This window comes from Maridesulfovibrio spiralis (SeqCode) (assembly GCF_048571135.1).
Taxonomy (GTDB): domain Bacteria; phylum Desulfobacterota; class Desulfovibrionia; order Desulfovibrionales; family Desulfovibrionaceae; genus Maridesulfovibrio; species Maridesulfovibrio spiralis.
Genome location: NZ_CP182344.1, coordinates 1004685 through 1026632, shown reverse-complemented (window position 1 = coordinate 1026632; position 21948 = coordinate 1004685). Strand labels below are relative to the sequence as shown.

Here is a 21948-nt window from a genome sequence, read left to right as displayed (position 1 = left end):
TTCTCCGAAAGTGTTAGTTCGCTAAATTCAATGCGCAGAGTATTCTTTGGTCTTTATTAAGGAAATTCAAAGCTTTTTCAAGCTGCCGCGCACGTATCTTCTCGCGCCCGGAAGTTTTTCCCACAGCAAATTCCCGCCTTTCCATATGTCCGGTAATAAATTCATTCAGGATAATCATGCACCATTTCAGGCAGAGCAGAGGCACATAAACTTTAAAGCGAGCGGTGAAATCTCTGTCGGCTTTAAAAAGCTTTTCCATGCCGGAAAAGAAAACATTCGGCTGCCGCTCACTCAAATCCATAGCCGGATGGAGCAGAAAATCAGCAGTGGATTTAACCGGATCATCCCAGCCGAAATATTCGAAATCTACAAAAGTGAACCCTGATTCATTTTTAATTGCGTTGTGAAATCCGAAATCTGACGGACTGAGTGTGCGGTGTTGTTGGGCGAGAGGTTCGGTCCACAATCCGCCGGGAAACATTTGCTTTGTATGGTCCGTAAGTTGCGCGAAACGGATTGCAAAATTATTATCAAGAAATGAATGTAGTTGGCGATAGAGTTCATCCTCAGCGGGAAGTGCTTGAAGTTTTTTCAGTCTTTCTTCGATATTCCCTACCAATTGCGCCGGGGAGAAACATGCCTCCGCAGCAGGGGATATTTTTACAGCATTTGCTTGAGTTGAAATCTCTTTGAGTTTGCTAAGAAAAGAAAGAATTTCGCGGATTCCATGTTCACAACTTTGGGTCACTCTCTCTCCATGAACAAAAGAGTAGATAGCCCCTTGCAGAGACTGGTCAAAAGCAATCGGGCGTGGAATATTTTTTATTCCGTTTTCAGTCATGAATTTCAGGGCGGACCATTCCTGCGCAAGTCTGCTACGCCCGTCCGCTGTTGGCTGTAGGTAGAATTTGGCCAGCAGAGTTTTACCGGACTGGCAATCGACCCGGAAAACCCGGCTGTTGCGTCCGGCCCGGATGGGGGTGGTTTTGACTGGAACTTCATTCAGCAGATGGCTGACCAGTTCTTTGGGATCAGAACTCGCCATTTGCAATCCCCGCGAAAACAAATTCATTGATCCGGGTAAAATCGGGCAGTACCGTCACACCGGGAAGTTCCAGATCATGCTCGGTTGAAAGCAGAATTCTAGCAGTTTTATCCGGAAAGTCAGTGTCTAAGTAAAGTTCCTTGAGATCATCAATGAACAGGGAACAGCCAAGCTCACGGATGGTGCGGATTTTATCTGTTCGTGTGGAGAGAAAGAAGACGTCTTTTTCCGTCAATCCCACCCCGGATTCATTGAAAAAATTATGCCCTTCCAGAAATTTAATTGCCGCCGTGCGCAGATCAACTTTGTTTTCCCCGTAATTAGGGTAGCGCGTTTTGTGGCTGACGATTTTAAATTCAATTCCGTTTTCTTTTAAGCGCAGCAGAAAATCCCAAACCCCGGCCATGAGCTCAGCCCGGTCAATGTGGGGGCCGTAGATGGCAACCTGTAATTTCTGCCATTCCATTTCGCCATGTTTTGCGCGTACGTCATCACGAATTATCTGCTTGGTTGCGGGAGTGTCGGCAGAAATCAACCCTCGTTCAAGGGCAATTCCATGCAAGGCTCTGTCGTAGCAGATAATAGTATTATCAAGGTCAATCCCAACAAGCATACCCGGACCCCTACTAAGGATTCCAAAGGGGATTATCCCCTTTGGCCGCCGGAGGCGAAATCAAACGAAAAAAAGCGCGAAGCGCAACAAATTCATGCATTAAATAAAATTAACATGCCCGCCGGGATTCTTAAGTTCCCAGAGGTAATGATTAATCTTGTCCATACGGCAGTTGATCCGACACTGCTGCGGATCAAGATTATCCTCGCACCATTTTAGCGAGTCCAGCCGTTTCTGTCCGGTCCAAATGTTCTCGAAACTCTGCTCGTGAATATTGCCGTAGCAGAAATTTTCATCACCCAGATAGATGCTGCAGCCCCAGACATCGCCTTTGGAATTGATGTAGGACCAGAAGGGCAGGGCGTTGCACTGCTTATAGTCACGCTTCTGCCCGTCCCATATTTTCATGGTTTCGCTGCGGAAAATTATATTGAAGCTGTCGGTCCTGTAACTTTGCAGCCGTTCTTCAAGTTCGCTGCAATCGGTGTAATTGATGTCCTTGTACTCGGTGCAGATGGATTGCGGATGGTGGGAGTAGGGCTTGACCACAAGGTAATCCATCCCGGCATCCCGGGTCAGTTCAGCCAGCTTTTCAACTTCATTTTCGTTCTCAGGCAGCAGGACAAGCTGCACACCAAGTGTACAACCGGACTGCTGCTTCTGGCGAATCTTGGCGGCTGTTTCCAGATTATTGAATACGCGCTTGAAATCATCCGCATTGGTTCCGTGTATGCGCGAATAAGTTTCCGGAGTTCCGGCATTGAGGCTGACCTTGATCCAGCTGGTGCAGGGCAGAATATTGGCTGATTTTTCTTCATCAAGCAGTACGGCATTACTGGTCAGGGCCACGTCGATTCCGGCCTCTTTGGTGGAGCGGATAATTTGGGCCATGTCCTTGTGCAGCAGCGGTTCGCCTTCTCCGGCGTACATGATGCTTTTGACACCCAGCCGTCCCATTTCAGTGAGACGCTTACTGAGAATTTCGGTGTCGAGGAAATCCGGTTTGTATCCGGCAAAATCCAGCCCGCAGAATTTGCAGCGGTGGTTGCAGGCTCCTGCGGGGCTAAGTTCCATATAAACGGGGTAAATATTTTCGCCGTCCAGCCATTTGGCGACCCGCTTAGGGTGCAGGTGCAGCTTGTGGGAATCTATGCGTAAATTATCGCTCATGAAAAATCCTTATGCCGGGGGGACGGAAACGGAATCCATCCAGTAGTGCAGTATGCAGGCGTGCCCGGTTTCAGCCATGCCGTATGTTTCGGCAGGCAGCCAGAAATTGATGTCACCCAAGGTGCGCAGGGTGTTCCCCGCAGACATGGCACTGAGAGTAACCACGGTGGCTCCTGTTTCAGCTGCAAAGCGGCAGGCGTTGAGAACATTCGGTGAATTGCCGGAACTGCTGATGGCAACAAGCATGTCATTGGGGGTCAATCTGCGCTTGAGAGGTTCCACAAAAACCTGATCATATGAAATATCGTTTGCAAGGGCCGTGATGAGAGCCAGATCGGTGAAGACCTGCGTATGTACGTGGGCGTTTTTGGCTAGGTCGGCGGAAAAATGGCTGGCCATGGATGCGCTGGCTCCGTTGCCGATCAGGTAGATGATCTTGCCCTGTTCGCGCAGTTCTTCGGTCAGATTTTTCCAGAGCGAAAAAGCTTGGTCACAATTGCTGGCTGCGCATTTGGCTCCGTCTACTTCAATGGAGCTGAGGCAGTTCTGCAATTTTTGGGTGTGTTTATTCCACACGGTTTTTCCCCGCTGCTTGAAGTTTTGCGGCGGCTGTCCAGAGCTGGGGGATCGTCTGCTCATGGAAACCGCGCACATAATAGCTTTTGCCGCCGTCAGCCACTGTGCGGATCAGCATGGTTTTCCATGGCCGGAAATAATATTGGGCGTCGCTTTTGGGGGCTTCGCTGCCGACATTTTCCGGCAGGTCGTGCAGGTCGCAGACAAGGGTGGTGAAGTTGCAGATCTTTTTTGCAGGGCTGGCATTTGCTGCTGCATTGCGGACCATTGCCAAGGCTTTGAGGTAAATTTCGGGGGCCATGATGGCACTGCCGAAATTCATGACCACGCCGTGCTCCAATTGCTCCAGACAAGCCGCAAAGATCAGAAAATCGCGATAGCTTGCCTCGCCGATTGCCGCCCCGTCACAATTGGGATGTTCGTGAATGATGTCGTAGCCGATCCCGGCATGGACTGAGACTGGGATACCCAGCTCATAAGCCTTGGCGAACAGGCTGACCTTAGCGTGATCAGGGTTGTTTTCGCAGAGAAATTTCCCCACGGATTCACCGAAACCAAGGCCCTGTGCATTGCCGGTTTTGATAATCTCGTTGAGTTGTCCGGTTTCCTGCCAGAGTCCGAATTGTCCGTTTGAAATATAGGTGGCGACGCATTCGGTGGTCCGGCCGTGTATGGCGAATTCGAAGTCATGAATGGCGCAGGCTCCGTTGACCGCGATGCAGTTGATCAGCCCCTGTTCCATAAGTTCGAAAAGGTAACGCTGCACTCCGGCGCGGATAACGTGCGCTCCGATCATGAGTACCCGTGCGCTGCCTTTCTTTCGTGCCGCTGCAAGTTCCTTGGCTACTGCTTCAAGGGAAGGATGAACTTCGACGCAAGGTTCGGGATCTTTGATGATTGCGCTCTCAAGCAGACTTTTACGTTCTGCAAGGGAGAGTACGCGTAGTCTGCTGCGGTCGAATTGGCGGTATCTGCTGCTCATTTTATTTCATGGTTGCGGTTATGTATTTGCGCATGGACTGTTTATCAATGGGCTGGTCATTGCCCATGATCTGCACAGCCAGCGATCCGGCAATATTGCCCAAAAATCCGACCAGTTCTTCATGCAGCCCCATGCAGGCGGACATGGCCGCAATGGAAAAAAGGGCGTCCCCGGCCCCGACCCGGTCCACCACATTGGACTGGAAGGAGGGGATACGCACGAATTCGCTTTCGGGATTGTAGAGTGAGCAGCCCCGGCTGCCCTGAGTTACCAGTGAAATTTTAGTCTGCAAGCGGTTCCCGGTTTCAATGAGCAGCGGGCGCAACTCATTTAGCTGGTCGCGGGTTTCAAGGCGCAGCTCATGCTCAGCGAGTGAGAAAAAGTCCATGCGCGGGTATTTTCCGATGGTATTGAAGCCCCGGTTTCCGGCATTGGCCTGTGTGTTTACCGCAAGGTAGGGAGCCTTTTCAGCCAGCAGCTCTATCAGCGCAGGGCTGATCAAGCCGTGTCCGAAGTCGGCAGCCAGCACGAGGTCGTAATCTGAAATGATGTTTTCCAGTTCAGCACAGATTTCCTGTTCCAGACTGTCCGGCAGCGGACTGTCGTCCATGACATAGATTTCCATGACCTTGCTTAGTGAGTAGCTGTCAATGAACCTGCGTTTTAGTGTCGTCGGACCTTTGGGGCGGGTAAAAAAGCGGGGGGTGATTTTTCCGTCCAGCTTTTCACGGATGAAATCTTCGTAGCGTTCATGCTCGCCAAGCATGGTCAGCAGGGTGACTTCTCCCGCAAAGTTGGCGACATGGTTGGCAACAGCCAGCGCGCCCCCGGCATAAAGCTCGTGGGACTGGTATTTGAGTGCCAGAATGGGGTCTTTGGAAGATTTACCCAGCGTGGAAGCAATCTGGTATTCATCAAGGATGGTGTCCCCGATGATGAGCACGTTCAGGTCCTGCATGCTTTCCAGATGGTCGAGTACATTGTCCAGCCGGTAGCGGCTGCGGAACATCTTCAGGTATTCGTCCAGCTCTTCGTTGTTGCGGGTTAGGTAGCGGTTGATCAGGTTGGAGGAGCTGTAGACGATGTCTGATGTGAAAACCAGCTCCGCCCCGATCTCGCGAACCACATCCGCTTCCTTGCCGATCTTGCCCAGCGGGTCGTTGTCGATATCCTTGAATTCATCGCCCTTGGCATAGACATGGGGCCGTATGGCGCGCAGGGTTTCTTCGGCTGTGGGCCATTCATTGATGGCTACGTAGTCGGTCTCGCCAAGGGAGGCCAGAGCTTCGGCGCGGAGCACTTCGGTGAAGGCCGGGCGGTCCGGGCCTTTGTCAACGTAATGGTCCGGGGTAAGGGTGACCATGAGAACATCGCCGTGCTCCTTGGCCTGATTAAAATAGCGGATGTGTCCGATATGCAGCAGGTCAAATACGCCGTGGCAGAGCACGATACGTTTGCCGTTTTCACGCAGTTCAGCCGCGATTTCCGCAAGTTCTGAAATAGATTTAATTTTACTGTCAGCGCAGGCCATTAAATTATGGTTTCCATGTCTTTCTGATTGGTTTTAGAGGGCGCAGGCCGTCTTCCGGGTCGGCCCGCCATTCGCGGTCCGGCATTTCAGCTTCTGTCGGTTGTTTGTTTCTGTTACCGTCAGCTCGCACTCCCAGCCTGATATTGGCGATAAGTCTTTCCAGTTGGTCCGGGAGCCAGCAATGCCCGAAGTCGTATTCAGGACCGTTTTCGTCCAGATCGAGATGCAGTTCAATTGTCTGTGCTTCGTATTTATGCACAGCGCGGTGGATGACTCCTTCACTGACCGTATGGTCGGACCAGCCTATTTTGCAGTCAAATTCATTACGCATGGACTCGATAGCACCGAGATTGGCTTGCTCCACCGGGGCCGGGTAGCCTGATACGCAATGGAGCAGGGTCAGGTCAACACACCCTGAAGAACGCAGTGTTTCCACTGCCTTGGAAATTTCTTCCATGTCAGCCATTCCAGTGGAAAGAACAACAGGTTTGCCGCTGGCAGCGCATTTTTCGAGCAACTCGGTCCAGAGCAGTTCGTAGGAAGCTATTTTGAAAAAATCCACATAAGGTGACAGAAGATTGACGGCTTCAAGAAAAAAGGGAGTACAGGAGAACAGGATTCCCCGCTCCCGGCAACGTTCGGCAATCAAGGGAATAAATGATTCCGGAAGTTCCCAGCGGACCCTGTTGCGGTGTTTTTCGCTGCGGGCAAGTATTTCCGGTGCGAAAAGTTCGTTTACCTTGAACAGCTGGAATTTCACTGCACCGCAACCTATGCGCGCGGCAGTGTCAATGAACTTATAACAGCGTCCGAGGTCGCAATCGTGGTTGCTGGAGACCTCGGCAATAAAGAAGGGTGGGGTTGTCTTGCTAAACAATTTTTTGCGCCTCCTGAAAATGTTATAAGTTGAGTTGATGGGAGTCTATTTTTCAAGGCAGTACAAGTCAATGGATGTATTGTTTTTTAGGTGTACATGTGCGTAGTCGGTTTGGTATGGATTTGTCTCAAATAGGCGTCGTTATAATTGGAAATGAGTTTGCAAAATATTTGAAAGGTCAAAGTAGAGTTATATATGCGGGTACTAGTAACGGGAGCTACCGGTTTCATCGGTGATTATGTTGTTAAGGAGCTGTTGGCCCGGGGGCATGAGGTGATTGTAACTACGCGTAATCTCGAGAAGGCTAAATCTAGGGAATGGTTCCCGGATGTAATTTGTAAGGAACTTGATCTGGCTGATATTCCTGATGATGTTTTTGCATATCTAGGCAGCCCGGAACGGATTATACATCTGGCTTGGGGAGGATTGCCCAAGTACAATGACAGCATTCATACAGGTAAGATCTTTCGGGAGAATTTTGAATTCTGCAAGAGGATGGCCGAGCAGGGGGCCAAGCATCTTTTTGTAGCCGGGACTTGTTTTGAGTACGGTCTGACCGAGGGGCCGCTCCCGGTAAGCACCTCCCCTGCCCCGGTTACGGAGTATGGCAGGGGCAAAAATATGCTGCGGGAAGCGTTGGATGAAGTCTTTGCAGGTAAGAAACTTCTTTTTCAGTGGGCAAGGCTTTTTTATCTCTATGGAGAAGGGCAGTCCCCGAATTCTCTTTATTCGCAGGTCCGCAAAGCCATAGCAAATGGCGATAAGGTATTTAACATGTCCAAAGGGGATCAGGTTCGTGATTTTCTTCCGGTGGAGCAGGTTGCTGAAAAGATCGTGACTTTGGCTTTGGATGGGGATGAGTCCGGCATTTTCAATGTTTGCAGCGGCAAACCCAGAACCGTTTTGTCTTTGGTTGAAGAATTTTTTGCGGCACACGACTATGAAATTGAACTGGACAAGGGATACTATCCCTATCCCACCTATGAGCCGTTTGCTTTTTGGGGCGTTGAATAGGGTAGTTTTTAGGGTCTGCATCTATTATATTTTTATTGCTGTTTGTGTCTTTTAGTTGTTTTTGACAAGATATCCAACATTAACGTTTTAATTTATTTCTAAAGGCGGATATATGGGGTTTGATGCAATTCTAAAATACACAAGAAGTAGCAAGTTTCCTGTTGTGGCATTTGTTGCGCGGCCTGGGTTTTATACAAATTTTATATATTTGGCCGAAAGAATTATAGAAAGCGGCGTGGAATTGTCTCCTGTTTTTATTGTTTACGAAGATTGTGAAATTAAGAAATCCGCTTACGATATACCTGTTTTTAATATTGAGACAACAGATCTTAGTGAACTTAGCGATATTAAAGTTTTCGTTGATAACGATACCAGATATGGACTTACTTTCTACTATCCTTATACAAGTAAAGTCTTCTGCATCCCCCATGCTTTTATGGACGCTGAGAATCTCAGCGATCTGGGCTATGAAGCAGGTACATTTGAGTTCGGCGATGCTCTCTGCCTGCCTCATGCCTTTTCGGCAGATAGCAGTCCTGAAGAATACGAAAATGCCTGGGGTAATCAAATTCCGCCGCCAGCCAAACCTCGCGATAAAATGTTTACGGTAATTCCATGTGGTTATCCAAAGGTTGATATCCTCGCAGAGAGAATTGAAAAACAAAAAACAGAAAAGGACAGTATACTCGTAGCCCCTTCTATAAATATTCCTCCGCATCCCTCTTATTATAAGAAAATTGTACAAATATGTTTGGATACGTGTCCTGAATACAAAGTTGTTTTCCGCCCTTTTCCTTTGGCAAGAACAATCATGGAAGTGGTTGAACTTCAGGAAATGTACCAGGGAAATGATCGTGTAATCATTGATTTGTCGGACAGTAATATTGAATCCTTTGCCCGCGCAAAGGTGTTTATTACCGATCTTTCCTTGGGGCGGCTGACTTTTTCTATTGCAACCGGGCAGCCGCATATTTCTTTCCGGCCGGATCTGGATAGCAGTCAGCAATTGACTTTTAATGAGTTCGGCTTTTGTGCTCATTCTGAGCAGCAACTGGTAGAAGCAATTAAACTTTCGGTAAAATCAAATGTTTTACGTAGGCAGGTAGTTTCTTGCAGAGATAAGAAGGTTATTAATTTTGGGAAAAGCCTTGATATAATTATAGATTCAATTCTTGCTTTTGCAGAAGGTAGAAAGCAGAGTTACTGGATTGAGTTTGAGAGGAAATATATTCAGGGAGATTGGGAAAATCCTGCATTTTGGGCGCAGTTTTTGATCGACTATCAGTCGGACAAGAATAGGAAGGCTTTTTATGAACAATGTTATCATCTGGCCAACAGTAAATTTCCTGATCACCCTTTTTTCAAGATGCCGCTCAGTCTTGTGCGCTATGTCGTGCTTTTGGACCATACCGAAAAAAAATTCCGGCTGCTTACGCAGAAAGAAATAGAAGACTTGGATCAATTTCCCGGCGGGCGTCCTCCATATGCTGCCTGGGGTAATTTGTCGGGGTACAACAACACCCCTAAAAAAATAGATTTTTACCTGAAAGATCCCCGCTGTGTGTTTATTACCACCCTGGCTAAAAACGAATGGGGACATGAGCTTTGTGGCAAAAAGATATTGCCGAATAATGCTGTTTTTAAGCATGGGATAGAGTATGTGTATAATTTGGGTAACTATAAGACTCTTTTAGCTTTTCAGATTTTTCTTGGAAAAAATGGATGGAAATAATTTATCCAGGTGCAGCTATATTTTTAGACTGTGCTTAACAAGTTGTATACAAAAGATTTTCCCGGCGGTGATTTCTGAATGATAATTCCTGAAGTGCAGAAGATTATGTCCTCATCTTGTGCAGCAAGATCTGCATGGCAAAAAGAAGTTTGCATTTTTCCTCAAAATTAGTTTCGCATTTAATGTACTTGTCTTTTTTGATAGCTAGGCGTTTGAGCAGGTTCTGCTCAAATTTTTTCAAATCATTGATGTTAAAGAGAACGATTTCCTTAAACCTGTTTATGTGGTTGGACTGAAGCGGCCCTGTGTACGGTGATTTATAAAGAACCAGCTCCTGATCTTCCAGCTTTTCAATAAGTTCGTTCTTTGTGGCTTTGATACAGAAATTTATGTAATCAATCTCATAAATATAGTCGTCTACATGGAAATTCAGGGCGAAATAGTCATGATCAGGAAATTTCTTCTGTCCCTCAGCATATGAAACGGAAAATCGGTCCTTAAGACCGTTTGGTGTTTTCAAGAAAAAATTAACCCATGTGTCGGGGGCATCCCAATTCCTTTTGGCAAAGGTGCGCTCGAAAGTAATCCAGTAATCTCTGTTCTCTTCCATGACCACAGCCTTTATGCTGTCCAATAGCAAGTCGAAACTTTTCCCGATATTCATCAGGTCCTTATTGCGCATTTGCAGCAGTTGCTGTCTAATCTCCTCGTTTGGATTCACAGCCCATGAAAGAACGTGTTTCAATTGCTCTTTGGTGTGCGTGTTAAATGACTGGTGGCTGAATGTTACGTCTGGCTGGTCGCTTTTGGGTTGATATGCGATTGCCGGTCTTCCGGTTGCATACGCAAATGTCCGTCGGCCGAAAGAAGTATCGGTTACTAGAACTTTGGCCCGGGCAAAGGACGTTTCGTTACCTGGCAGGGTGTCGATTTCCAAATTTTTATAGCCGGAAAATTGTTCCAGAATGGAATATAATTTAGCTGTCGGAGGATTGTACGGTCTGAATATTATATTCAGATCAGGGCATGTTTCCTTGATGGCTTCTAAAATGTCGAGATACTGCTCCTCTGCTCCGAAAAATGGATAGCTGGGCATGAACAAAATGCTATCGGTTCTAACCTGTTTTGCTTTAATCTTTTCAGTAAGTAAATCTATCTTCAAGTAACCACCTTTAATAATGATAAATTTCTTGCCTCTTACGTCGAAAAATGAAGGGACTATCTGGCCCATTTTCGTTTCAAATTCTTGTGGTGTGAGGTCTTCCATAAAAGGCGGGTAAACAAAAAACATATCAGCGATATGGAAAAGGTATGTGTACTTATGTAAATCCCAAGAGTGGTACAATACATGGCAAGTCACGATTACTTTTGATTCAACGGGAAATTTAAATCCGATGCAATTGTCGGAGGTGACAAAAACGGAGATGCCAGAAAGTTCACTTAAGTCTCTTGAATCAATTTTAAAAACAGGAACCAGATCAGTGGCGTCATTAAGCTTGGCCTCTTCAATTGTAACAATTACTGGTGTATATATATCTGAGTCTATGAGGCTTTTTTTAGCTGCTGCTGCATATACGCTCACGTGTAGGTCTGCGCAAACAAAAGCGACAATAGGCTTTTGGGCATTTTTAATAAACTCGGCCAATTGCGATCTTTGCATGTGATGGAGCCTATTCTGTTTGGGGTAAAGTTTGAGTTTTTTTTTATGCTGTATTTGTTTCAATTCGGTACTACATAAAAGTTCAATATTCAAATCATTGAGCGGGGTTCTTGTGCAAGCTTCTTGTCCGGATTCCAGAATTGATTTTTTTGAAGGTTACGTTTGGCGTAATATTTGCTTTGTATTTCAAAAGTGTCAAAAATATTCTCGGTTCTCGACATGTTGTTATCAATTTTAAAAAATATTTAAGTAATTTGATGTGGAGATTTTAGGATGAAGAGCAGCTTTGAGCTAAGTTTTTCGGAGAGAAATACCCCCCTGATTTCCGTTTTGATTCCATGTTACAATCGGCCTGAGGGGCTTGATAATGCTCTTAGTGACTTTACCAGCCAGACTTACAGAAATATTGAGATCGTAGTTTCCGATAATTGTTCTCCGCAGAAAAATGAGATTGCTGCTGTCATGGCAAAATATGCAGGTGACCCCCGTATTCGCTACACTCGCCGGGCAGAAAATGTAGGGATGTTGCGTAATTCGCTTGGGGTACTGGAGGATGCCAGAGGAAAATATCTTACTTGGGGGAGTGATGATGACCGCTGGGACAAGGATTATATTCTTGAGTTGTTTACCCTGCTTAAGAAGAATCCAGATGCTTCCTGTGCTTTTTGCGACTACGATGTTATTAATGAAGTAGGTGAAAAGCGTCTTGAGTATCCTAAAGCATATCCTTTTCTGAAGCAGTTTGATGATCCAGATAGGATAAGCCGTCTTAAAAAATTTATTCTCGCAAAGGAAGGATACAGCAACAAGTCATGCCCGATCAGGGCTTTGATTAAAACGGATATTGTCCGAGATTATTTTAGCAAGATGCATGATTTCGGGTTACTTGAAAACTGGGGCGATATGCTTGTTGTTTTTGCCTTTCTAATGGAAGGCAGGATGGTTATGTCCCCAAGAGTGTTGCATAAGTTTACTGCCGGTAATGTGAAGGATTATTTTCCGACTCCTCCCAATCCATATTTTTATCTTGAGGGATACCTTAAGCTCATGAATTGCAGGCTGCCTGCTGAGGAAGTGGAAGTGCTCAGGGAGTTTGTAGGCATGAAGCTGACGCAGACTGATTGCGCTTTCGGAGGCAAGGAGTTTGCCGGAACTCTTCAGAATATTTCATCACTCATGAAATTACCCGGTTTTGAGATTGATATACATGATGTTGAAAATTTGAGCCATTACCTTGAAGTGAAGGATTATTGTGCGGTGTTAAGGATTATAACGCGGATACATAGAAAATTGACACCTGATCTTGTTTTTCAAATTGTAGCTGAACAAAAAAAGAATGAGATTAACGAAAGAGTTGTGGCTTAATATATTGATCTTTTTTGCGTCATACATTTGTCTAGTTCAGACTAGATGTTAATTTTATTCTAGTGCAGTAGGCTGTAAAATCACATAAAGAGCGTGTCATGGATAATAAGAAGAGAATTATATTCGGTATTTTTTCCCAAAACAAGTCTATGGCGGCGGCTATGCTTGGTGCACTTGCACAAAAATTAGGGTGGGATGTTGATATCGTTTTTTTCCCACAGGAATCTTCTCCTGAAGATATCTTGGACAAACTGACATATATTCCAGATATATTTGCATTGTCTTTTGCCTCTTATAATAGGGCTCAAGCTTTCTCTGTCGCGAAGGTTCTTAAAGAACGCGGTATTAAGGTTATTGGTGGAGGGATTCACGCTACAGCTATGCCTGAAGATTTGGTGCATTCAGGTTATTTTGACGCAATCATGCACGGCGACGGCATGGGGTCATTGGAAGAGGTTCTTTTAACTTATGAGGATTTGAGAGATTCTGTTCTTATTGAGGGTAGAAAGCATCCTGATGAAAGGGTATATCTTGATTATTTCTTTTCTGAGTCACAGGAAAAGGTTTTGAGGGAAACTCAAAAAATAGATTTGCTTACAAGTTATGGGTGTCCTTTCGGCTGCACCTTTTGCGCCAGTTCACGTAAAAAATTCATGAAATTTCCCGACGATTATATGGTTGACTCCATGATCGATATTCATGATCGATATGGAGTTAAAATTTTTACCTTCCAAGATGACCTGCTGTTTAATGATGTCAAAAGAGTAAAGCGAGTCAGTGCGCGTTTGCGTAATTTGCCTGCGGACAAATCTATTAGTTTCGGTAAGAGTGCTAATTGTAGAGCCTCTAGTTTTTCAGATTCGCTAGCGGAAGAGATCAAAAAACTTAATATTACAGATGTTAGTTTCGGCATAGAATCAGCTTCGAATAAGATTCTAACGTTTTTGAATAAAAAACAGACTGAAGAAGATTGTTACAGAGCCCTTGAAGTGTGTAAAAGACATGGTCTGTATAGCCGAATCAATCTGATGTTCGGAATACCTACCCAGAATGAAGATGATTATCAGATTACCTTGGAATTTGTAAAAAAAGCTAAGCCGGACATTATTAATACTTTTTATTACACTCCTTATCCCGGAACAGATTTGTATGATTACTGTTTCGATCATGGCTACATTGGTTCCAAGTATGACCGGAATAGTTTTGACTGGTTTGATGCGAAAGTGGATGGAATAAGAGAAGTTCATTTAAAGTTGAATAATGTAGATTACCAGATGGCGGAGAAGTACATAAATGAAATTGAAAATTTGTATGACCCCCTGAATTTTATAAACCCAATTATTGCGGAAGTAGATAAGCAGTCATGGGTTATTTTTGGATCAAGTACACAGATTTATTTTAGCCAGGTTCTCTCTTTGCTGAATAAAATAGATAAAAAAAAATGTCTTGGCTATTATGATATTGATCCGGGGGCAGAATATGCAGTCGAAAGAAGAGTTGATTTTTTAAAATATATAGAAAATAGCAGCGAAAAACCGGATTGCATTGTTACCTATACTCATCTTTCAAGCGAAGATTATAAAAATTTCAAGGAATTAGTTAACCGTAAGTTTGGTGATATTCCGCTCGTATCTATTTCAACCATGGAAAGACATTCAGTGGAAGATGTCAGGAATTTACTGGCTTCTTAAGTGGGTTGTGATTTTGTTTGGATATATGCTTATGAGACATTTCTGAAAAAAAATAGTTACCCTCGAGGTCTTGATTATATGTTTAAATTAGAAGGTGTCCAATAATGCCTAACATCCTGCATATCACCCCCCACTTTGGTGGCGGGGTCGGCTCGGTTCTGCGCGGCCTTATTGATGAGCTGGGCCGTATAGATGGTTTTGAGCAGGAAATAGTAACTTTTGATTTTATCAATGAACAAAGCAGAAAGTGGGCAAAGGAGCGCAGGCATGCGGTCTATAGTGAAATTTCGCCGCTGAGCTTAGAGCTGCACGCGCTGGTCTGTGCAGCTGATATTGTTCATGTTCATTTTTGGAATCACCCCTTAACATATTTATTTCTGGACTCTTTCTCAGGCAAAAAAGCGCGTGTTGTGATATGGGCGCATTGCAACGGCGCATATGCCCCATATTTGTTCCCTGAAGCTGTCCTTTCCTTTCCACAGTTGTTTGTAACTACTTCCGAATACAGCGCGAAAACCAAAACCATAGCGAGTCAACCTGCCCAATGGCAGTCAGCCCATCTGCGAAATGTTACTTCCCGCTGTGACACTGGGGACTTTTTAAAAATAACCCCTGAAGAGCATTCCGGGGTCGTTGTCGGTTATGTCGGGACTGTTGATTATTGCAAAATGCATCGAAACAGCCTTGATATGCTGGCGGCGGTTTCCTCTCCTGATGTTCGTTTTGTTGTTTGCGGGGGCGATTGTCACGAGTCTATTCAGGCTGAAGCTCAGGCGAAAGGGTGGGGTGACAGGTTTGATTTCAAGGGCAAGGTCAGTGATGTCCCGGCTGTTCTGGCAGAGCTGGATATTTTTGCCTATCCGTTGACAAAAGAGCATTACGGAACCGGGGAGCAGGTTCTTGTTGAGGCTATGGCCGCCGGGCTTCCCCAGGTTGTGCTGGATAACGGTCCTGAGTCCTATATTGTCAAGGACGGGGTTACCGGAATTGTCGCCGCCGATCCTGAGGCGTTCTCCCGCGCCATAGAGCGGCTTGCAGCGGACCCTGAGTTGCGCCGTGAAATGGGTGAGAATTCACGAAAGTGTGCCGCAGAACAGTTAACCCTTGCGCAGATGGTCGCAGAGTGGATCGGTATTTATGAAGAGCTTATGACGCATCCTGCAAAGGAGTGCGTCTTTGAATGCTTTCCCTCCGGTATTATAAATCAGGAGGGTTCTGCGGTGCGGCTGTTTCTGTGCAGTCTAGTGGATAAGGCGGTGCAGGATATTTTTATAGAGGCGTTTTCATTCTGTCCCGAAACTCCCCCGGAGAGTTGTTTAGCGAAGTTGCGTTCACTGCACGATATTTATTTTTCGCAAGGAAAAGGCAGTATACATCAATACTCCCAGTTTATTGATGACGGGAAATTGCAGTACCTCTCAAAAATTATGGCAGATGTGAAGGCAGATGCACAATGAATGAAGAATTATTGTCTCAATTTAAAACAATACTTCAGGTGGCCCCTCCCGGTCGGGCTGCCGTACTTCCGGGAGTGGTGGACCGCGTTGTTCTGTATGGCGCAGGAAGCATGGGCGAAATGGCCCTTGATTGTATGCGGAAAGCAGATCTGGTCCCAGAGTATTTTGTTGATGCTTATAGTCGAGAACAAGAAATTCAAGGTGTTCCTGTTGTTCATCCGGACAATATCCCGGACAGGGATAAAGAAGAAGTCCTGTTCGTCGTTTGCATCGCAACTTTGCCTTATGTTCCCTTAAAGACGTTTCTGGTAGATTTGGGGTGTACAAACGTCTGTCATTTTTATGACTTGAGTGAGTCCGCTTTCCCGCAGATAATGCCTAACGGTTGGATGCTGGATTCAGTCGACAGTGTTTTTTTTGAGCGTGTTTATGCGGCCCTTGCTCATGATGATTTTTCTGTTGCCCATTTTATGCAGTTTTTGTGGTGGCGCATTGCCCGTGTCGAGAAAATCAATGAGGCTTTCCCGGTTCTTTCAGGCAGAAAATATTTTAAAGCCCCGTGCATTCCTCCTGCCTCAGGTTCTGAATATTTGGTGGATTGCGGTGTGCATAGCGGGCAGACCATTGAAGCTTTTAAAGAATATGCCGGGGATCATTTTGCCGGGATACATGGTTTTGAGCCTGATCCCCGGATGTTTTCAATCGCGCAGGAGCACCACGCTGGACCCGGTATCAGAATTGAGCAGCTCGCTGTGAGTGACTCCGTGCGTGACGCGGCCTTTCGGGGCGGCCTCGATTTTGCATCCACTCTTGCAATCGACGGGGAGTTCATAGTAAAAACAATAAATCTTGACGCTATTCAAGGTGTTAAGCCTACTTTTGTTAAGCTCCATGTCGAGGGCGAAGAGCTGGCTGTGTTGCGGGGAGGACGGAAGCTGATTCAAGAGCACCGTCCTGTTTTGATGGTTCTGGCGGACCATTGCCCTGATGGGCTGGCAGGGATTCCCGAGTTTCTTATGGCGTTGGAAGGGTACAGACTTTATTTCTATTTACATGATTATTGCGGAAATTCTGCAATTTTCTATGCAGTGCCACATTAAAGGGGAAGCATATGGTTGCGGAATATAAATCCAAACTGCAGCGGGATGACCGGGTTGATCTAGCTGAGATACTTCCTTTGGACACTCCTTTTTTGCTTTATATAGATCCATCCAGTGCCTGCAATTTCAGATGCAGATTCTGCCCGACGGGGCATCAGGATTTGATGCGTGGGGCAGGGCTGAAGGGCAGCATCCTTGATTTCAATGTATACAAAAAAATTATTGATAGCCTCGGCGATTTCCCTAAAAAAATCAAAGTCATCCGGTTTAATAAAATAGGCGAGCCTCTACTGAATCCTCATACGGCACAAATGGTTGCCTACGCAAAGGACAGCGGATTTGTGGAGGCTGTTCATCTGACCACAAACGCAGCCAGATTGACTGAAGAGTTGTCCAGAGAACTTGTCGAAGCCGGAACAGATGTGATCAATATTTCAATTGAGGGTGTTACAGGCTCACAATATAAAGAAATATGCGGTGTGGATATTGATTTTCAGAAACTTGTCGATAACATCAAGTGGCTCTATGAGCACAAAAAACTCACAAAGATAAATATCAAAATTCCGGGAAATTATCTCTCGGATGAAGAGAAGGAACTCTTTTTTGAAATTTTCTCCGGTTCTTGTGACAGTATTTTTGTAGAAAACCTGAGTTCAATCTGGCCGGGATTTGATATTGCGGACAGGGCCGGTTTCCCTGTCCCTGATGTCCATCAATATGGAGAGGATAATCGGGAAAAGCAGGTTTGCACCTATCTTTTTTACGCTATGGCTGTAAATGCGGATGGCACAGTAAGTGCCTGCTGCCCGGATTGGGAGCAGAAGCTGATTCTCGGGGACGCCAAGGTACAGGGGATTAAAGAAATTTGGGATAGTGAAAAGTTGCGTGAAATGCAGCTTGCTCATTTACGCTTTGAACGCAACTCTGTCGATGTGTGTAACCAGTGCGGGCATATTCGCAGTTGTCAGGTTGATTGTATTGATGATGCAGCAAAAGATATCCTGCAAAGGTTTACCCGATGATGGATGAATTGCTGATTCTGCCCTGTCCCATCTGCGGGGCTGAGAGCTCTTTAGTTGCAGAGCATGAGTTATGCGGCTTCAATGACTCCATTTTTGACGGTGTTGCAGAATACAGAGGCTGTGAGGACTGCAATTATGTCTGGCTGGCTTCTGTGTCGCAGGATGATCTTTGTGAGTATTATTCCAAAGAGGCCGTATATTTTGCCAGTTCTCATTTTGATATAAATGCTCCCGGCAATATTGCTAAATTCAAGCGTTATACCGACCTTGTACAGAGTGTTCCCGGAGATATCGGCAGTGTGCTTGATATCGGCTGCGGACGCGGCGGGTTTATTTCATGGCTGAAAAAAAACTGCCCGGAGCTGAGCTGTTTCGGCGTAGATCTCGACCTGAAAAGCTTGCCGGCAAATAGGTCCGGCTCACCTTTTTTCATAAATGGTGATATCTCCAAGCTTCCTTTTGCTTCTTCGCAATTTGATGTTGTGACCTGTTTTCATGTGCTTGAACATGTGCTGGATATTGACGTTTTTCTGGCTGAACGTGCCCGTATTCTAAAAGAGGGGGGTCATTTTGTCCTCGAAGTTCCGGATGCTTCACAGTACTCCGTGGAAACTCCCTGCAAAGGCTTTTGGGTCGGTGTTCAGGAGCATGTGAATCACTTTTCCCCGCAGGCCTTGCAGAAAGTGCTGGAGAATGCAGGCTTTGCAATCAGGTCGATTGGGCAGGGCGTTGCTGAATCCAGTGATGTGGATTATCCGTTTATTGCGATCGTTGCGCAGAAAAATGCGGAGGCTTGTTTTCCAGCTGAATATTCGATGGACAGTGTTCCCGCTTACGTTCAGGACAGCCTGCGGCATTTCAAGGATATCGGCGCAAATCTTTCCGGCTTGCCTCACGAAAGTATTGTGTTCTGGGGAGTGTCGATGATGTTTATGTACATACTCCCTTATGTTACGGGTAAGAACATTAATGTCTGCGATGCTTCTGTTTTTAAACAGAATCAAAAGATCATGGGCAAGACGATTATTTCCCCTGAAGAAGCTTTTAAGCGATACGGAAACAAGGACACCTGTCTGGTTGTTTCCTCGCTATTGAATTATGAGGTTATTCGTAAGGCGGCTTTGGATTTAGGGTGGAAATCTGAAAATATTACAAAAATAGTGTAGGTTATGCAGAAAGATACTCTTGATTATAGTACTGAAGCAATCGATAGGATTGTCAACTCGCTTAAATCTGTGGCGCAGGGTGTAGATGCCGATTTTGCTAAGGGTATAAGCCTGTTCGGTGCCGGAATGGTGGGTGAATGGGCCGTCGGCTATCTTCAGAAGCAGGGGGCGGTTGTCCGTTCTTTTCTTGATAATGATCCAAGAAAGAACGGCACGTCGGTATCTGGAATCAAGGTTTCTTTGCCGGAAGAAGCCGCTGTGGACGGAGTTGATTCCGTTCTGATTACGGCGCGGCATTATGTGCGTGAAATAAGTACTCAACTCGACAGTAAATTTGCAAATCTTATTTCCTTTGATGCTTACTTTATCGTCCAGAATTATTCCCGTATTGCCAATGTCCGGGATCGTCTTCTCGAGGATGAAAAAAGCAGGATAGTTTTTAATGCCATTCTTCATTCCATGCTGACCAGCTCTCTTGATGCCTGCTATGAAGTTGTTGAAAAACATATGTATTTCTCATTGCCTCAATTCAGCGGCAACTTTGAGGAGACCTATGTTGATGCCGGTGCATTTGTGGGCGACAGCATGGAAAACTTCATCTGGGAGAACCTTGGTACATTCGGGCATTTATATGCTTTTGAACCGGGCGAACGCCAATTTGCTGCCTTGCAGGCAAGGACCAAGCGTCTGGTAACCGAATGGGCAATCGACCCAGCCAAAATAAGTCTGGAAAAAGCAGGCCTTTCGGACAGTAATACCGAGTTGTCCTGCACCTACGTGACAGAAGATGCATTGAGGCACGGGTTGTCCGCTGCAGGGGCAGATAGCGGGTCCGCTTGCGTCCCTGTGTACTCTTTGGATTCATATCTCAATGGGCGCAAAGCCACGTTCCTGAAGGTTGATATCGAAGGAATGGAGATGGCCTTTTTGAGGGGGGCTCGCGAGACAATATGTAATCACCGTCCTAAAATTGCTATCTGCATTTATCACTATCCTTCAGACCTGTATGAAATTATAGAGTTTTTACAGGATCTGTCTCTTGGTTATAAGTTCTCCGTCAGGTGGCATGCACCTGTTTTTGGAGATTTTGTTCTATATTGTTACTAAACTCTAGTTGGAGCTTGTTATGGACGATTTTAAAGAGTTTGATGATTTTGTGTCAGACAATATTAAAAAGCTGGGCCAATCGGAAAAGTGTAAAAAGTTGAGCAAAGAGTGGTTGTCTGCCACTGGAGCCCTTAACTACAGCTTCAACTTTCAATGGATGGGTATGCCTGTTCTGCAGCAGCCTGTTGATCTGATTGCCATGCAGGAGCTGATATGGAACATCAAGCCGGATCTCATTGTGGAAACCGGTATCGCTCGTGGCGGCTCTGTTATTTTTTATGCTTCCATGCTTGAGATGATGCAGATTGACGGTGATGTGCTGGGAATTGATATTGATATCCGCGCGCACAACTTCGGTAGAATAATGCAGCATCCCATGCGAAAGAGAATCACACTGCTTGAAGGGAGTTCCACATCAGACCGGATTATAGATAAGGTCAAAGCTGTGGCAGAGAATAAAGAGCGCGTTCTTGTTGTCTTTGATTCCAATCACAGCCACGAGCATGTTCTTAAAGAGTTGGAGTTGTATACTCCCTTTGTCACTAAAGGAAGTTATTGTGTAGTATTTGATACCATAGTTGAAGATCTGGCAGAATCAAATGATTACAGTGACCGTCCCTGGGGCAAAGGAAACAACCCCAAGACCGCTGTGTGGGAATTCCTGAAGAGCAATAGTGATTTTGTTATTGATACTGAACTTGAAGCCAAGTTGCAGACAACGATCTGCACTGACGGTTTTCTGAAAAGAATCGCATAAGGTTGGGCCTGACAGGCAATATAAACCGTTAAAAAAGGTTAAATTTTATGGCTGCCGAGCTTCAGACACGGATTAATCAGGATGAGCGGACCCCGTTGCAGGATGTCATTCCTCTTTCGACACCGTTTATGCTCTTTGTTGATCCTTCGAGCATTTGTAATTTCAAATGCAATTTTTGTCCGACGGGAAACAGTAAACTGCTTTCCGGTTTTCGCCGTAAGAACAGCCTTCTTTCGTTAGATTTATTCAAGAAAATTGTTGATGATCTTGAAGATTTTCCAGAAAAAATAAAAGTGTTGCGGATGTATAAGGATGGTGAACCTTTCTTGAATCCCGACCTCGCGGAGATGGTCGCTTATGCCAAGAAAAGTTCCAAAATTCTATCAGTGGATACTACAACCAACGGTTCGTTGCTGACCCCGGAGCGGGCCATGCCGGTAATTGAGGCGGGAATTGATCAAATCAATATTTCGTTGGACGGCATGAGCGATGAGCAGTTCAGGGATTTTACCCACACCAGGGTGGACTTCAAGCAGTATCGCAAAAACATAGAAACAATTTATAAAAACCGGGGCAATTGCAAAATATTGATCAAGACGGTCAAAGAGATATTGACCCCGGAAACCGAAAAACTCTTTTTCGAATACTTCAGTCCTGTTTCGGATAAGATTTTTGTTGAGCACGTTGCGCCGTGCTGGCCTGAATTTGACGTGGCCGAAAAAGTTGAAGCCGAGTACAATATTGGTATTTATGGTCAGCCTTTGAGCTCAGTAGATACCTGCCCGTATGTCTTTTATTCTATGTCAATTAATGCCGACGGTTTTGTCAGCATCTGTTTTCTGGACTGGAAACATGAACATCTCATAGGTGATGTACGCAAGGCGTCGGTAAAATCAATCTGGGATTCAGAAGAGTTCAACCGGTACAGAATAGAATTTTTGAAAGGCAATCGGAAGAATATTCCTTTTTGCAAAGACTGCCAGCAGCTTAAATATGGAATGCCGGATAACATTGACCCGTATAGAGAAATGTTGTTAGCTCGTTTGAGAGAAAAATCTATAACAGTTTAAAGTTACGGAGTTT

At 45.4% G+C, this 21948-nt stretch carries 19 protein-coding genes; 11 read left to right on the top strand and 8 right to left on the bottom strand.

The features are described from left to right. Positions 1–13: 13 nt before the first annotated feature. The 7 genes from ACNI29_RS04610 to ACNI29_RS04580 form a co-directional block, all read right to left on the bottom strand. Positions 14–1045, bottom strand: coding sequence for a phosphotransferase (locus ACNI29_RS04610; RefSeq protein ID WP_419781014.1), 1032 nt, complete (start codon positions 1043–1045; stop codon positions 14–16). Next, positions 1032–1658, bottom strand: coding sequence for a hypothetical protein (locus tag ACNI29_RS04605; protein WP_419781013.1), 627 nt, complete (start codon positions 1656–1658; stop codon positions 1032–1034). Before ACNI29_RS04605 ends, ACNI29_RS04610 begins: the two co-directional genes overlap by 14 nt. A 99-nt stretch (positions 1659–1757) precedes the next feature. Further along, positions 1758–2828: a radical SAM protein gene (locus ACNI29_RS04600; protein WP_419781012.1), complete on the bottom strand. Its 1071-nt coding sequence runs from the start codon at positions 2826–2828 to the stop codon at positions 1758–1760. 9 nt (positions 2829–2837) lie between these two features. After that, the gene (locus ACNI29_RS04595; RefSeq protein ID WP_419781011.1) at positions 2838–3404 is read right to left on the bottom strand and encodes an SIS domain-containing protein; all 567 of its coding nucleotides are present in this window, start codon (positions 3402–3404) and stop codon (positions 2838–2840) included. Further along, positions 3394–4386, bottom strand: coding sequence for a GSU2086 family protein (locus ACNI29_RS04590; RefSeq protein WP_419781010.1), 993 nt, complete (start codon positions 4384–4386; stop codon positions 3394–3396). Before ACNI29_RS04590 ends, ACNI29_RS04595 begins: the two co-directional genes overlap by 11 nt. A 1-nt stretch (position 4387) precedes the next feature. Beyond that, the gene (locus ACNI29_RS04585; RefSeq protein WP_419781009.1) at positions 4388–5917 is read right to left on the bottom strand and encodes a PfkB family carbohydrate kinase; all 1530 of its coding nucleotides are present in this window, start codon (positions 5915–5917) and stop codon (positions 4388–4390) included. A gap of 4 nt (positions 5918–5921) precedes the next feature. Then, complete coding sequence (locus tag ACNI29_RS04580) at positions 5922–6794, bottom strand: N-acetylneuraminate synthase family protein (protein WP_419781008.1); 873 nt, start codon at positions 6792–6794, stop codon at positions 5922–5924. Positions 6795–6989: 195 nt separating this feature from the next. Between ACNI29_RS04580 and ACNI29_RS04575 the strand changes: the two genes are divergently transcribed. Beyond that, complete coding sequence (locus ACNI29_RS04575; RefSeq protein ID WP_419781007.1) at positions 6990–7808, top strand: NAD-dependent epimerase/dehydratase family protein; 819 nt, start codon at positions 6990–6992, stop codon at positions 7806–7808. Positions 7809–7920: 112 nt separating this feature from the next. Continuing rightward, positions 7921–9540, top strand: coding sequence for a hypothetical protein (locus ACNI29_RS04570; RefSeq protein ID WP_419781006.1), 1620 nt, complete (start codon positions 7921–7923; stop codon positions 9538–9540). Between the two features lie 103 nt (positions 9541–9643). Here the strand turns inward: ACNI29_RS04570 and ACNI29_RS04565 are convergent, their stop codons facing one another. Beyond that, complete coding sequence (locus tag ACNI29_RS04565; protein ID WP_419781005.1) at positions 9644–11122, bottom strand: hypothetical protein; 1479 nt, start codon at positions 11120–11122, stop codon at positions 9644–9646. A gap of 351 nt (positions 11123–11473) precedes the next feature. On the opposite strand from ACNI29_RS04565, the gene ACNI29_RS04560 reads away from it, so the two are divergent. From ACNI29_RS04560 to ACNI29_RS04520, 9 genes are all read left to right on the top strand, one after another. Then, positions 11474–12565 (top strand): glycosyltransferase family 2 protein, encoded by a 1092-nt coding sequence (locus tag ACNI29_RS04560; protein WP_419781004.1) that lies wholly within the window; start codon positions 11474–11476, stop codon positions 12563–12565. Positions 12566–12663: 98 nt separating this feature from the next. Next, positions 12664–14256, top strand: coding sequence for a B12-binding domain-containing radical SAM protein (locus tag ACNI29_RS04555; RefSeq protein WP_419781002.1), 1593 nt, complete (start codon positions 12664–12666; stop codon positions 14254–14256). 104 nt (positions 14257–14360) lie between these two features. Next, entirely contained in the window at positions 14361–15713 is a 1353-nt protein-coding gene (locus ACNI29_RS04550; RefSeq protein ID WP_419781001.1) for a glycosyltransferase family 4 protein, read from the top strand. After that, positions 15710–16813 carry an FkbM family methyltransferase gene (locus ACNI29_RS04545; RefSeq protein WP_419781000.1) on the top strand — a complete coding sequence of 368 codons (1104 nt, stop codon included), beginning with the start codon at positions 15710–15712 and terminating at the stop codon, positions 16811–16813. The genes ACNI29_RS04550 and ACNI29_RS04545 overlap by 4 nt, the downstream gene beginning before the upstream one ends. Before the next feature lie 11 nt (positions 16814–16824). Next, positions 16825–17835: a radical SAM/SPASM domain-containing protein gene (locus ACNI29_RS04540; protein ID WP_419780999.1), complete on the top strand. Its 1011-nt coding sequence runs from the start codon at positions 16825–16827 to the stop codon at positions 17833–17835. Further along, positions 17832–19001 (top strand): class I SAM-dependent methyltransferase, encoded by a 1170-nt coding sequence (locus ACNI29_RS04535; RefSeq protein WP_419780998.1) that lies wholly within the window; start codon positions 17832–17834, stop codon positions 18999–19001. The genes ACNI29_RS04540 and ACNI29_RS04535 overlap by 4 nt, the downstream gene beginning before the upstream one ends. 3 nt (positions 19002–19004) lie before the next feature. After that, a complete protein-coding gene (locus tag ACNI29_RS04530; RefSeq protein WP_419780997.1) occupies positions 19005–20108 on the top strand; it encodes an FkbM family methyltransferase in 1104 nt (367 codons plus the stop codon). A 19-nt stretch (positions 20109–20127) separates the two neighbouring features. Continuing rightward, on the top strand, positions 20128–20865 hold the full coding sequence (locus ACNI29_RS04525) for a cephalosporin hydroxylase family protein (protein WP_419780996.1): 738 nt from the start codon (positions 20128–20130) through the stop codon (positions 20863–20865). Positions 20866–20912: 47 nt separating this feature from the next. After that, positions 20913–21935, top strand: coding sequence for a radical SAM/SPASM domain-containing protein (locus tag ACNI29_RS04520; protein WP_419780995.1), 1023 nt, complete (start codon positions 20913–20915; stop codon positions 21933–21935). Positions 21936–21948: the final 13 nt, after the last annotated feature.

Coding starts and splice junctions, on each gene's coding strand:
- ACNI29_RS04610 (WP_419781014.1), bottom strand. CDS start 1,045: ATGGCGAGTTCTGATCCCAAAGAACTGGTCAGCCATCTGCTGAATGAA.
- ACNI29_RS04605 (WP_419781013.1), bottom strand. CDS start 1,658: ATGCTTGTTGGGATTGACCTTGATAATACTATTATCTGCTACGACAGA.
- ACNI29_RS04600 (WP_419781012.1), bottom strand. CDS start 2,828: ATGAGCGATAATTTACGCATAGATTCCCACAAGCTGCACCTGCACCCT.
- ACNI29_RS04590 (WP_419781010.1), bottom strand. CDS start 4,386: ATGAGCAGCAGATACCGCCAATTCGACCGCAGCAGACTACGCGTACTC.
- ACNI29_RS04585 (WP_419781009.1), bottom strand. CDS start 5,917: ATGGCCTGCGCTGACAGTAAAATTAAATCTATTTCAGAACTTGCGGAA.
- ACNI29_RS04575 (WP_419781007.1), top strand. CDS start 6,990: ATGCGGGTACTAGTAACGGGAGCTACCGGTTTCATCGGTGATTATGTT.
- ACNI29_RS04570 (WP_419781006.1), top strand. CDS start 7,921: ATGGGGTTTGATGCAATTCTAAAATACACAAGAAGTAGCAAGTTTCCT.
- ACNI29_RS04560 (WP_419781004.1), top strand. CDS start 11,474: ATGAAGAGCAGCTTTGAGCTAAGTTTTTCGGAGAGAAATACCCCCCTG.
- ACNI29_RS04555 (WP_419781002.1), top strand. CDS start 12,664: ATGGATAATAAGAAGAGAATTATATTCGGTATTTTTTCCCAAAACAAG.
- ACNI29_RS04550 (WP_419781001.1), top strand. CDS start 14,361: ATGCCTAACATCCTGCATATCACCCCCCACTTTGGTGGCGGGGTCGGC.
- ACNI29_RS04545 (WP_419781000.1), top strand. CDS start 15,710: ATGAATGAAGAATTATTGTCTCAATTTAAAACAATACTTCAGGTGGCC.
- ACNI29_RS04540 (WP_419780999.1), top strand. CDS start 16,825: ATGGTTGCGGAATATAAATCCAAACTGCAGCGGGATGACCGGGTTGAT.
- ACNI29_RS04535 (WP_419780998.1), top strand. CDS start 17,832: ATGATGGATGAATTGCTGATTCTGCCCTGTCCCATCTGCGGGGCTGAG.
- ACNI29_RS04530 (WP_419780997.1), top strand. CDS start 19,005: ATGCAGAAAGATACTCTTGATTATAGTACTGAAGCAATCGATAGGATT.
- ACNI29_RS04525 (WP_419780996.1), top strand. CDS start 20,128: ATGGACGATTTTAAAGAGTTTGATGATTTTGTGTCAGACAATATTAAA.
- ACNI29_RS04520 (WP_419780995.1), top strand. CDS start 20,913: ATGGCTGCCGAGCTTCAGACACGGATTAATCAGGATGAGCGGACCCCG.